The following is a 13,113-nucleotide window of genomic DNA, read 5'->3' on the forward strand; positions in this document are numbered from 1 at the left end:
AAACATTCGCTCCGTCCCCATGGCTGTTTCGATTTGGCTCGACTCGACGCCTGTTTCATGGCACCTCGCAATTCATGAGGAAGGCCATGACACCGGATATCAAGATTTGCGGATTGAGATCTGCGGACGCTATCGAGCGGGCCGTGAGACGTGGCGCGAGCCATATCGGCTTCATCTTCTTCGAAAAAAGCCCGCGCAATATCGAGCCTGACATTGCAGGCAAGCTGGCCGATGCCGTGCGCGGCAGCGTCAAGATCGTAGCCGTGACCGTCGATGCCGACAATGACGAACTGGACGAGATCATCGATCTCTTGAAGCCGGACATTTTGCAGCTGCATGGCAGCGAAACCCCTGAGCGGGTGCTGAACGTCAAGGCCGTATACGGTTTGCCGGTCATGAAGGCGTTTTCCATACGCGACGCCGATGATCTTGCCAAAATCGATCACTATATAGGGATAGCCGACAAGTTTCTGTTTGATGCCAAACCGCCCGCGGGTTCCGATCTGCCTGGCGGCAATGGCGTATCCTTCGACTGGACCGTGTTGCGCTCTCTTGACGAAGGCGTGGATTACATGCTTTCCGGGGGATTGAACAAAGACAATATCGCTGAAGCCTTGGAAGAAACCGGGGCGAGGGGAATAGATGCATCTTCCGGCGTCGAAAGCGCGCCGGGTGTCAAGAATCTGGCCATGATCGACGCATTTTTCGATGCGGTTCGATCGGCAAGGCCGCAGGGAGTTTGAGAGTGAACGAAACGCTGAAACCCAACTCGTTCCGCGCCGGTCCCGATGAGGACGGACGCTTCGGTATTTACGGAGGCCGCTTTGTTGCCGAGACGTTGATGCCGCTGATTCTCGAGCTGCAGGCGGAATGGGACAAGGCGAAGACCGATCCCGAATTCCAGGCCGAGCTGAAACATCTGGGTGCCCATTATACCGGCCGCCCAAGCCCGTTGTATTTCGCCGAACGGCTGACCGCTGAACTGGGTGGCGCGAAGATTTACTTCAAGCGCGAAGAGCTCAACCACACCGGCTCACACAAGATCAACAACTGCCTCGGCCAGATCCTGCTGGCCAAGCGCATGGGCAAGACCCGCATCATTGCGGAAACCGGTGCCGGTCAGCATGGCGTTGCCTCGGCAACGGTTGCTGCCCGCTTCGGTCTGCCATGCGTGGTCTATATGGGCGCGACCGATGTGGAGCGTCAGGCTCCGAACGTGTTTCGCATGAAGCTTCTGGGCGCGGAAGTCGTGCCTGTCACGGCTGGCCACGGTACGCTGAAGGACGCCATGAACGAGGCGTTGCGCGACTGGGTCACCAATGTCGATGACACCTATTACCTGATCGGCACCGCTGCCGGTCCGCATCCATATCCAGAAATGGTTCGTGATTTCCAGTCCGTCATCGGCGATGAAGCCAAGGTCCAGATGCTGGAGGCCGAAGGCCGCCTGCCGGATCTCGTTATTGCAGCCGTGGGCGGCGGCTCGAATGCCATCGGCATTTTCCATCCCTTCCTGGATGATGAAAGCGTCAAGATCGTCGGCGTCGAAGCGGGCGGCAAGGGCCTGTCCGGCGAAGAACATTGTGCGTCGATCACCGCCGGTTCGCCCGGTGTCCTGCACGGTAACCGCACTTATCTGCTTCAGGATCCGGATGGCCAGATCAAGGAAGGTCACTCCGTGTCTGCCGGTCTCGACTATCCCGGCATCGGCCCTGAACATTCTTGGCTTTCCGATATCGGTCGCGTGGAATATGTGCCGATTATGGACCACGAAGCTTTGGACGCCTTCCAGATGCTGACACGCCTCGAAGGTATTATTCCGGCACTCGAGCCGAGCCATGCTCTGGCCGAAGTTATCAAGCGGGCCCCAACCATGGGTAAGGATGAAATCATCCTGATGAACCTGTCAGGCCGCGGCGACAAGGATATTTTCACCGTCGCTAAGCTTCTGGAAATGGGGGCGTAATCATGACTGCACGTATGGACAAGCGCTTTGCCGATCTGCGCGCTGAAAACCGCCCGGCTCTGATCACTTACTTTATGGGTGGCGATCCGGATTTCGAAACGTCGCTCGGCATTATGAAAGCATTGCCGGAAGCCGGTGCCGATGTCATCGAACTCGGCATGCCGTTTTCCGATCCGATGGCCGATGGCCCCGCCATTCAGATGGCCGGTCAGCGCGCGCTGAAAGCCGGACAGACGCTGAAAACGACGATTGATCTGGCGCGTCAATTCCGCAAGGGCGATGACGCTACCCCAATCGTTTTGATGGGATATTACAATCCGATCTATATTTATGGCGTCGAAAAGTTTCTGGATGAAGCTTTGGCCGCTGGCATCGATGGCCTGATCGTGGTCGATCTTCCGCCTGAGATGGATGACGAGCTTTGCGTTCCGGCGCTTGAGCGCAACATCAATTTCATTCGTCTGGCAACGCCGACGACGGATGACAAACGCTTGCCTGCTGTCCTTAAAAATACCTCAGGTTTCGTGTACTACGTCTCGATGAACGGCATAACCGGTTCGGCCTTGCCCGATCCATCGTTGATCTCCGGTGCTGTCGGGCGTATCAAATCGCATACCGGCCTTCCCGTTTGCGTGGGCTTCGGCGTCAAGACGGCGGATCATGCCCGCGCGATCGGTGCTGTTGCCGATGGTGTGGTGGTGGGTTCCGCCATCGTCAACCAGATCGCCGGAAGCCTGACCAAGGATGGTAAGGCCACCAATGACACTGTTCCCTCCGTGACAACACTGGTAAAGGGACTTTCAACGGGCGTACGTGCATCGCGCCTTGCCGCTGCCGAGTAATTGGTTCAGCGCAGATAGTCAGGAGTATTAAACGTGAACTGGATCACCAACTACGTACGGCCTCGGATCAACTCCATGCTTGGCCGCCGGGATACACCGGAAAACCTCTGGATCAAGTGCCCGGAAACGGGCGAGATGGTTTTTCACAAGGATCTGGAAGAAAACAAGTGGGTCATCCCCGCTTCCGGTTTCCATATGAAGATGCCTGCCAAGGCACGCCTTGAAGACCTTTTCGACGGTGGCGAATACGAAGCCCTGCCGCAGCCGAAGGTGGCTCAGGATCCGCTGAAGTTCCGCGATTCCAAGAAATACACCGACCGTCTGCGTGACAGCCGTACCAAGACCGAGCAGGAAGACACGATCCTTGCCGGCGTCGGCAAGCTCAAGGGCTTAAAGATCGTCGCCATCGTGCACGAGTTCCAGTTCATGGGCGGCTCACTCGGCATCGCCGCAGGTGAGGCCATCGTCAAGGCATTCGAGCGCGCCATTTCGGAGCGTTGCCCGGTCGTCATGTTCCCGGCATCTGGCGGCGCGCGCATGCAGGAAGGTATCCTTTCGCTGATGCAGTTGCCGCGCACCACGGTTGCGGTCAATATGCTGAAAGAAGCGGGCATGCCTTACATCGTCGTGCTGACAAACCCGACAACGGGTGGTGTGACGGCTTCCTACGCGATGCTGGGCGATGTGCATATTGCCGAGCCAGGTGCCGAGATTTGCTTCGCGGGTAAGCGCGTTATCGAACAGACGATCCGCGAAAAGCTGCCTGAAGGCTTCCAGACATCGGAATATCTGCTGGATCACGGCATGGTCGATATGGTCGTGGATCGGCGCGAGATTCCCGACACGTTGGCCAGCCTGTTCAAAATTCTGACCAAGGCACCAGCCAACACAGCGACGGACGTTTTGCCTCTGGCTGCTTCCGCCTGACGCCTGTCACGACTGGCTCCGGAGGGGCTGATGACGGATATGACGACGCCTGCCCACAGCGAGGCAGAACGGATCATCGAACGGCTCTTGGGGCTTCACCCCAAGGGCTTTGATCTTTCGCTGGACCGGATCACCCGGCTTCTGGAAAAACTCGGCAATCCGCATAAGAGATTGCCGCCCGTTATCCATGTGGCTGGCACCAACGGCAAGGGATCGCTAACGGCCTTCAGCCGCGCCATTCTGGAAGCGGCGGGCCTCGGCGTTCACGTCCATACTTCTCCGCATCTGGTCAATTGGTACGAGCGTTACCGTCTGGGTATTCGTGGCGAAAAGGGCCGCTATGTCGAAGACGCGGTTCTGGCAGATGCGCTGGAACGCGTGGCCGCTGCCAATGACGGGCAGATGATTACCGTCTTCGAAATCCTCACAGCCGTTACCTTCGTTCTGTTTGCAGAACATCCAGCCGATGTCGCCATTATCGAGGTTGGCTTGGGCGGGCGCTTCGATGCGACCAATGTCATCAGCAACCCGGCAGTCTCGGTCATTATGCCGATTTCGCTCGACCATCAGGCCTATCTCGGTGATAGCGTTGAACTGATCGCTGCGGAAAAAGCCGGGATCATGAAAACAGGATCACCCGTCGTCATCGGTCATCAGGAATATGATGCCGCTCTCGATGTGCTGGTGAACACAGCCGAGCGCAACAAATGCCCGACAGCGGTTTACGGGCAGGACTATTCCGCCCATGAAGAATTCGGCTGCATGGTCTATCAGGATGAGTTCAGCCTGGTGGATGCACCGCTGCCGCGCCTTCCCGGTCGCCACCAGCTCGCCAACGCCGCCGCCGCCATTCGCGCCGTCAAGGCCGCAGGCTTTGAGGTCACGGATCGGATGATCGAAAAGGCGATGGCCTCGGTCGAGTGGCCGGGCCGTCTGCAACGCATTACAACAGGCAAGATCGTTGACCTCGCACCCCCCGGTGCGGAAATCTGGATCGATGGCGGCCATAATCCCGGTGCCGGTGAAGTGATTGCCGAAGCCATGGCCGGTTTCGAGGAAAAGCAAGCGCGTCCGCTGTTTCTGATTGCGGGTATGATCAACACCAAGGATCAGGTCGGTTATTTCAAGGCCTTTGCGGATATCGCCCAATATGTCTTCACGGTGCCAATTCACGGCACGGATGCCGCCATTGACCCCGTGGTGCTCGCCCATGCCGTTTTCGACGCCGGACTGGTCGCCGCGCCGACATCTTCTATCGAGGAAGCGCTGGAAGAACTGACGAAACGCCTTGCGCCCGGAAAACCCGCGCCACGGATTTTAATCGGCGGGTCGCTTTATCTAGCGGGCAATGCACTGGCGTTGAACGGGACGGTTCCGAAGTAGGCATTCCTCTGTCACGCCTCAGACGCTGCGACTGGATTGCGGCTCAAGGCCTCAATGACTGGCAAATAAAAAAGCCTCGGATCGCTCCGAGGCTTTTCTCATTCTCTATAAGCGCTCAATCAAGCAGCGCTGGAAATCCAGGCCGAAAGCGCGGTCTTTGGCGCTGCGCCGACCTTGATGTCTGCCACTTCACCGCCTTTGAACATGGCAAGCGTCGGGATCGAGCGAACGCCGAACTGGGCTGCCAGTTCTGGGTTTTCATCGATGTTGAGCTTAACGACCTTCACCTTGCCAGCGAGTTCGGTGGAAATTTCTTCGAGGCTCGGGGCAATCATCTTGCACGGGCCGCACCATTCAGCCCAGAAATCAACAACGACGGGTTCGGCGGAATCAAGAACTTCGGACTGGAAGTTGGACGTATCGACTTTCACGGTAGCCATAGATGGCTCTCCTTTCGGTGTCTCTTGGTTGATTAGAATGTGATGCCGATGTCCGGCAATTTCAATGTCCGGTATCTCACTTTGTCTCGATTGCAGCAAGTGCACGCGACAAGGCTTCCTCACTCAAGGTCACGAAGGATGCGTTTTCCGTATAGACCAGAGCGCAGGTAAAGCTCTTGCCGGGGTAGAGCGGTGCCAGAATGCTTTTGTAGATCGCAAGCTGCGCCTTGTGCGCATGGGGGATCTCGGCGTCGCTCGCCGGCGGCACGCGGTTGGTCTTGTAATCCACCAGAATGACGCGGTCACCCTCCACCGCAAGCCGGTCGATGCGGCCTGATACGGCATACTCCCTCGTGCCCAACCGCAACGTGCCCATGATGGAGATTTCCGCACGGCTATTGGCGGAAAAGGCAGGCTGCAGCGCGGGTTCTGAAAGCACAGCGAGTGTTGAGCGGATTAGCTTTTCGCGCTCCTTGTCCGGCCAGAACCGAGCAGCACGCTCCGCATAGCGACGCGCCGCATCTTCGCGCTGATCCGGCGGATAATCCGGCAGGGTCTGAAGCATACGGTGGACAAGCCGACCGCGTTGCAGGACAAGGCCAGACGATACCTCCTGTTTGGCAAACAGCGGGGAGGTGACCAGCAAGTCCTCAGAACCGTCATCGATAATGGTTCCGGCACCGGATGGGCTGAGCGGACGGGGCAGGGCCGGTGGCGGCGGCAGAGGCTGCATCAGCGATGGTGGCAAGACGTCCCGCACTACAGGCGGCGGCGGTTCGGTCTTGGTGATGGCTTTGGTGTCGCGCTGGGTGGACTGCCACAACAGACCGTCCCACTCCTCGCCACCGGCGGAAAATGTCTGGCGTCTGCTGCGGCTCTCATCTGCGGCGAGCGAGCGGGCAATCATGGCGTGCCAGCAATCCGGGTTCTCCCGGGGACCGCGATAGCCGCAGACGATCAGATGATCGGCAGCGCGCGTCATCGCGACGTAGAGAAGGCGGCGATATTCCTGCTCGGCAGAAAGCTTGAGGCGGTCTTCGTCTTTCGATACCAGCGTGTTGTCGAAGCCCTTGCCTGGCAGCCAAATTGGTAGCGAGGTATTCTGGCTTTCGATGAAGCGCAGCTTCGGCAAGTGGCTGTGAATGAAGGCCTTGGAGCCGCCATCCACGAGAAAGACGACCGGCGCTTCCAGACCCTTGGAGGCATGCACCGTCATGATACGGACTTCGCCGCGTTCTTTGTCCTGCTCGCGCTTGATCTCCGGCGCGTCGGTTTCCATGACCGAAATGAAGGATTGCAGGCCGGGCAGGCCGGTCTTTTCATGATCAAGCGCAAAGGACAGGAATTCGTCTAGAACGTCGCTGGCCTCATTGCCCAGCCGACCCAGAAATTTGGCACGGCCTTCATGCAGGGTTAAAACGGCGGCAAAGAAATCATGGATCGTCTGGGTTTTCGACAGCGTGATGAAGTGCAGCAGCTGCGAGACCGAGGCGGCGAATTGGCGTCCTTCCGGATGCGCGGAGATCGCCTGCACATGATGCCAGACGCTGGTATCCGGCGGGCGTTTTGCGGCCACTTCGAAAATGTCTTCTTCCGAGTGGTTGAAGAGCGGACTTTTTAGCAGTGCCGAGAGCGAAAGATCGTCTTCCGGCAACAGCACGAAACGGCCAAGCGCCAGCAAATCCTGAATGGCAATATGGTCCGTCAGACGCAGACGGTCGGCACCGGCGACGGGAATATTCTTGCGCTGCTTCAGCTCGCGGGTCAGCGCATTGACGAAGGCGTGGCGTTTTCGAACCAGCACGAGAATATCACCCGCCTCGATGGTGCGCTCCACGCCTTTTTCGACCACGGTTTCCTTGCCAATCATCTGCGCGATACGCGCGGCGATGCGGCGTGCGACGATGGCGGGCGGTGCGCTTTCGCGCAGCGCATCGAAGGGGGCCGTCCAATCCTCGTCATTGTCCACTGGCTCGGCGGCAATCATACCCCAGAGTTCCACCGTGCCCGCCTGCCCATGGCGGTTGGAGCGGTGTTCGACGGGTTCCTTCTCGGCGCTCAGGCCTTCCGCATGTTCGGGCAGGGAAAAGACCTGATCGACGGCGGCCAGAACATCTGCCGTGGACCGGAACGAAAGAGGCAGGCGCACGGAGTGGAATATTTGGTCCACGGCTTTGACGCGCTGCTGGGTTTCCCGGCTTTCCTGCGAAAACCGTTCCGGTCGTGCGCCCTGAAACGAATAGATCGACTGCTTCTCGTCGCCCACGGCAAAGACCGTGCGCCGACCCTCGCGGGCGGTTTCACCATGGAAGAAATCGGCGGCCAGTGACTGGATGATGGACCATTGCACCGGGCTCGTATCCTGCGCCTCATCCACCAGAATGTGGTCGATGCCCTGATCCAGCTTGTAGTGAACCCAGGCGCCTGCGGTATCGCGGTTGAGGAGGGTGGCGGCGCGTTCGATCAGATCCTCGAAATCCAGCTGGCTGCGCTGCTTCTTCAAATCCTCGAAGTCGCCGATCAACCGCTCCGCAAGCGTCAGCGCATGTCTGGTCGCTTCCAGCATGCGGATGGTGCGGTAGCGATCTCGGCAGGCCACGACATGGGCGCGGGCGGCGGTCAGATCATCCAGCAGGGCAGGGGCGGATGTCTGCATGGCCTTGTTGGTGACGTAAGCGTCGGACTTCGGTGCACCTTGCGATGTTAGAAGTGCGGCCTCGATGAACTCGACACGCTTGAAGACATCCGTGGCGCGCGCGGCTTCGCGAAGTGCGTAAGCGACATCGATAACGCGCGAGCCGCCGATTTCATCCGCCAAGGTGAGATAGGTGTCCATCGACAGGCCGGAAAGACCGGGGAGCGGCCAATAGGCCGCCGCTGCCGTCTCTTCGGTTTCCTGCGGGCCGATACCTGCCTTGGCGCGAAGGGCAGCATCAATACCGCCGCTCTGGCTTGCCTGTTCGAGAAAGCCCCTGATTGCATTGCGGTTGGCAACGATGGCGCTGAGCAGGGCTTCCAGCCCGGTCTCGTCAGCGATATCGAGAACATAGGCAAGCGCCTGCGCCAATGGCTTGTCGTCCTCCATCGAGACGGCGGTCAACAGCGTGCGGCGTGCTTCTGCCAGAAGAGTGCTGGCCGCACGGTCATCCAGTACTGAAAAATGCCCGGCGACATTGGCTTCCAGCGGAAACTGGTGCAACAGCGCCTCGCAAAAGGCGTGGATGGTCTGAATTTTCAGGCCACCGGGCGTTTCCAGCGCTTTGGCAAACAGCCGCCGCGCTTCCTTCAGCTTGATGAGATCAGGAACGCGGCCTTCGATGGCCTCGATACGATCGCTCAAGTCTGCGTTGGAAAGCGTGGCCCAGTCTGCCAGCCTGTCGAACACACGGCTCGACATTTCCGAGGCAGCTGCCTTCGTATAGGTCAGACACAGAATGGCAGACGGGCGGCATCCGGCCAGAAGCAGGCGGATTACCCGCTGCGTCAGAACATGGGTCTTACCGGAACCGGCATTGGCCGACACCCATGCCGAACTGGCGGGGTCCGAGGCGCGGGTCTGCTGCGCGCTTGTCCAGTCGATCCAGCTTTTAGGATCATCCTGCTCAGGGCCATGGTCTATGATCTCACTCAGCATCGCCATCTCCCGGTTCTGCCGTCGACCATTCGGACACGCGGGCAAGGTGGTCATATTCTCCGCCATAAGCTTGCTGCTCCTCGGGGATCAGCCGCGAAACGAAGCCGTTCTTGCCTTCGCGCAGCGAAATCACGAATTTGGCAAGCTGGTCGATGGAATCGGTCGCCAGTTCGACGGCCGATTTCGGCGCGGTTTTGGCTGTTGCCTTGGCATGTTCATTATTGATCGTATCCGTGCCGAAGCGCTCGCCGGGCCGCAGACGCACATATATCAGATCCTCCGGCACCGGAGAGCCGGTATCGCGAAACGCGCCGCGCATCAGGGCCGCGGCTTCCAGCGCCAATTGCGGATCGAGCAGCGAACGCGCCTGTTTGACGGACGGGGAAAGCCCTGTCTTGTAGTCGATGATATCGGCTTTGCCTGATGTCTTGATGTCGATCTTGTCGGCAACGCCGGTCAGGCGAATGCCCGCTTCCGGAATTTCCTGTCCAGCCCGTGCCTCGATGTGGCTGCGCTTGACCAGTGCACGGCGGTCTTTTTCCCAGAGGAGGAATTCGCGGGCCACCGCCTCGAAACGGGGCCGCCAGACGACATCGATATGCGGCGGCAGATTTTCCGCATCGAAACAGGCATGCAGCACACGAAACATGGCCCCCTCGGCAGCGGGCGTGCCTGGCACATGGCCTTCGCGGGAGTAGGTTTCCATGATGCGGTGGTAGAGCGTGCCACGGTCAGCAGCGCCGGGGTCGCGATTGAATTCATCCAGCGGATCGAGTTTCAGGATGCGCCGCGCATAGATGGAATAGGGATCGCGCCGCAGCCTACCCACTTCGCTGAAGGAATAGGATTTCGGCTGTAGCTCGGCTGGCGGTGTCGGGGCGGGGCGCTTGGCGGATTGCTGGCTTTCGCCCTCATCCAGCATGGTAGCCCAATGGCGATAAGCGGTGCCACGTTCCTTCAGTGTCTCGGCAAAAGCTTCCCCACCCAGTGCCAAGAGCCGTTGCAGCCAGCGCGAGGCGACCGCCGGGGTCGAGCCCTGACGAAGGGCGCGGGTGTAGAAAATGTGCCGTGTGCCATTCGCCATCTCGAAATCATGCGCCAGCTGGCCGATGCGCCGTTCCGGCGGCTCCAGCCCGATGGCGGTTTTCATGTTGCGCGACAAAAACGGATTGTTGGCCGTCTGACCCGGCCATATGCCCTCGTTCAACCCGCCGATGATGACGGTATCGCCGCTTTGCAAACGCGCTTCCAATGCACCGAAAATAAAGACGCGCGGATGGCGCATGGCGCGGGGTTTGATCGATTCGCCAGCCACCAAGGCCGCCATGATATCGATCCATTGCGGACCATCTGCTTCCAGCACGCTGCCGCAATCCATCAACTCGGCCAGAAGCCCGGACAGTTTCTCGCCCGCTTCACCCGACCAGAGGCTGGCAAGATCACCACGCTCATCAAGGCAGATGGCCTCGATGACGCGGCCCGTCCGCTCCGCCCAATCCGCCAGGGTGAGGCGCGCGGTCAGGCGTCCGTTGACCGGGTCTTTGCGGATGAAAGCCGCATCCAACGGCTCGATAGCCGACTTGATACGGGCTACCAGATCGGCTGCTGCCGCGTCGCTGCCTTCGGGAAGCGATTTTCGCCATTGCGGCGGATGCCGGTCATCCATGTGGAGGGCAAGCTGCTGCTGAAGCAGAGCTTCCAGCGTATCAAGCGTCGTTTCGGTTCGGCCACCGCGCAGCGCCAGAAGCTCCAAACCGGCGACGGCCTGGCCGACATGTGTTTCGCCAAGACCGAAGCGCGACAGCGGATGTTTCAGCAGGGACATGACCGCAACCGGATCACCGGGCCGCAGGATCGCTTCCAGTGCAAGCATCAACAGCCCCGCCTGCGGGGTGGCAGACAGGGGTGTACCGGCAGAATCATCGGCCTCTATGCCGAAACGGGCGAGTTCCGTCGCCACGCGGCGCGCAAGACCGCGATCCGGGGTGATGAGCGCTGCCTGAGACTGTGCACCTGTGCCGGGCTTTTCAAGTGCCAGGCGAAGGGCGATGGCAATAGCCGTCGCCTCTTCGCGCTCATTAGCTGCTTCTATGATGGAAGCCGATGCAAAGGCCTTATCGAAAAACGAGTCGCTTTTTTCAGCCCGCCACTCGTTCCATTCGCTGGTGGCTTTGGCTGGGGCAAGCGCGGTGGAGAAGATCGCGGCGCGGTTTTTCAGGTCAGCGTCCAGTGTCCCGATCTGCTCGACATCATTGCGCAAGACGCCCAGCTTTTGCAGCAGAATGTAGAGGCCATATTGCGAGTGAGTGCGGCTGGACGGATCGTTCGGGCTTTCATTGATCGACTGCCACTGATCCTCGGGCATTTCGACATCAAGGCCGGGCAAAACGACGGTGCCCTGTGGCAGAGAGGCGACCGATGCAATCAGGTCCGCAGCGGCGGGAATGGAGCCGGTAGAGCCTGCGACGATGATCGGATCATCCGATCCGATCTTGATGAGACGCTCGGCTTCTGCCCGCAAAATCGCATTGCGGTGCCGCCCGGCAGAAGATTTGTTGAGTTCTTCCAGCCGTGCGGGCCAGAAGACGCTGGCAATCTTCAGGAAGTCGGCGGTCAGCTGCCACCATTGCGCATGGTCAGCGCTGTCGAGCTTGGAGAGCGCATCCCAATCCCGATCTTCCGTGTCCATGGCATCGATGACTTCGCCGAGCGACCGCGCCAGCCAGATGGCATCCGCCGGGCTTGCGGGGGCGACGAGCGGCGAATCCGAATGCACGGCGCGGATCGCATCCGGCAGGCTGTTGCGCCAGGCAAGGATCAGACGCGCCAGCTCAACCAGTCTTGCCGTGCTGGAAATGGGGGGTGCGAGATCAATGGTTGCCGGCGTTTCGACATCGAAAAAGCCACTATCGTCATCGGTTTCGCCCAGGGGACGGATGACAGGCAGGATGGCCGATTGCCCGCCCAGCAAATCCACGAATTCGGACCGCAGCACGCGGGCCGAACGGCGGGTCGGAACATAGATGGTGACCTTGGCCAGTGACAGCGGATCGGCTGCATCATAGCGGAAGCTAGCTGTCAGTCTGCCATCGCACAGACTTTCCGCAACCGTTTTGAGAAACGGCGTGCCGGGAGCAATGGTTAGAATACGCTTGGCATGCGCCAATGGGTCATCTCACTTGTCGGTTGCTTTAGAGCGTTGCGATGGTTCGTTCCGCATCTTCTATAGCATCCGGCGTGCCCACGGTAATCCATTGACCTGAAAGTGACAGGCCAAAAAGCCTGTTTCGGGCAATGGCACGGTCGAAATAGATGTTGAGATTGAAGGCATCCGCAGCCGCATCAGCCAGAAGCCGGCTATCCATGGCAATGGCACCAGCGTAGACCACCGGGCGCGGCTCGCCTTCATTGTAGCGCGTTAGCGTACCATCATCGGCAAGGTTGAAATCCTTCTTGCCATTATGTCCCGTCGTGCGGTCCATATCGACACAGAGCAGCGCCATATCCATTTTCTTAGCATCGAAGACACGCGCGAGCTTTTCCAGATTGGTGGTTTCACCAGGTGTTTCGCCGATCCAGAACAGGTCCGCATTCATCACAAGAACCGGGCCGGGTTCCAGCAGCTTCAAGCCCTTGGCCAGACCGCCGCCGGAATTCATCAGCTGCTCGCGCTCGTCCGAGATCAGAATTTCGGCATCCTTGCGCGCGGCAAGATGCGCGACCATCTGGTCGGCGTGGTGGTGGACATTGACGGCGATGGTTTTCACGCCCGCCGCGACCAGCACATCCAGAACGTAATCGATCATCGGGCGTCCGGCGATCTTCACCAGCGGCTTGGGGATCGTGTCGGTAATCGGCCGCATTCTCGTGCCAAGACCCGCTGCCAGCACCATGGCTTGTGTGATCGTCATTGGAAACACT

At 59.4% G+C, this 13,113-nt stretch carries 9 protein-coding genes; 5 read left to right on the plus strand and 4 right to left on the minus strand.

Annotated elements, in window-relative coordinates:
• The first annotated feature begins 86 nt into the window (after positions 1-86).
• From AC27VJ_RS18240 to AC27VJ_RS18260, 5 genes are read left to right on the plus strand one after another with little or no spacing between them, the layout of a single operon-like run.
• The gene (locus AC27VJ_RS18240) at positions 87-743 is read left to right on the plus strand and encodes a phosphoribosylanthranilate isomerase (RefSeq protein WP_488685210.1); all 657 of its coding nucleotides are present in this window, start codon (positions 87-89) and stop codon (positions 741-743) included.
• Between the two features lie 2 nt (positions 744-745).
• The gene (trpB, locus tag AC27VJ_RS18245; RefSeq protein WP_488685211.1) at positions 746-1,966 is read left to right on the plus strand and encodes a tryptophan synthase subunit beta; all 1,221 of its coding nucleotides are present in this window, start codon (positions 746-748) and stop codon (positions 1,964-1,966) included.
• A 2-nt stretch (positions 1,967-1,968) separates the two neighbouring features.
• Positions 1,969-2,808, plus strand: a complete 840-nt coding sequence (trpA, locus tag AC27VJ_RS18250; protein ID WP_113087361.1) for a tryptophan synthase subunit alpha — start codon at positions 1,969-1,971, stop codon at positions 2,806-2,808.
• Positions 2,809-2,841: 33 nt separating this feature from the next.
• Positions 2,842-3,735, plus strand: a complete 894-nt coding sequence (gene accD, locus AC27VJ_RS18255; protein WP_353579188.1) for an acetyl-CoA carboxylase, carboxyltransferase subunit beta — start codon at positions 2,842-2,844, stop codon at positions 3,733-3,735.
• A 39-nt stretch (positions 3,736-3,774) separates the two neighbouring features.
• Positions 3,775-5,118 carry a bifunctional folylpolyglutamate synthase/dihydrofolate synthase gene (locus tag AC27VJ_RS18260; protein ID WP_488685243.1) on the plus strand — a complete coding sequence of 448 codons (1,344 nt, stop codon included), beginning with the start codon at positions 3,775-3,777 and terminating at the stop codon, positions 5,116-5,118.
• Positions 5,119-5,237: 119 nt separating this feature from the next.
• On the opposite strand, the gene trxA is transcribed toward AC27VJ_RS18260, so the two are convergent.
• The 4 genes from trxA to AC27VJ_RS18280 all read right to left on the minus strand — a co-directional run bounded on the left by trxA (position 5,238) and on the right by AC27VJ_RS18280 (position 13,103).
• Positions 5,238-5,558, minus strand: coding sequence for a thioredoxin (gene trxA, locus AC27VJ_RS18265; protein WP_062453095.1), 321 nt, complete (start codon positions 5,556-5,558; stop codon positions 5,238-5,240).
• A gap of 76 nt (positions 5,559-5,634) precedes the next feature.
• A complete protein-coding gene (addA, locus tag AC27VJ_RS18270; protein ID WP_488685212.1) occupies positions 5,635-9,192 on the minus strand; it encodes a double-strand break repair helicase AddA in 3,558 nt (1,185 codons plus the stop codon).
• Positions 9,182-12,358, minus strand: coding sequence for a double-strand break repair protein AddB (gene addB / locus AC27VJ_RS18275; RefSeq protein ID WP_488685213.1), 3,177 nt, complete (start codon positions 12,356-12,358; stop codon positions 9,182-9,184). The genes addA and addB overlap by 11 nt, the downstream gene beginning before the upstream one ends.
• Before the next feature lie 25 nt (positions 12,359-12,383).
• A complete protein-coding gene (locus tag AC27VJ_RS18280) occupies positions 12,384-13,103 on the minus strand; it encodes a nucleotidyltransferase family protein (protein WP_488685214.1) in 720 nt (239 codons plus the stop codon).
• Positions 13,104-13,113: the final 10 nt, after the last annotated feature.

The sequence above is a fragment of the Agrobacterium sp. 20P9.1.2 genome, from assembly GCF_057799395.1.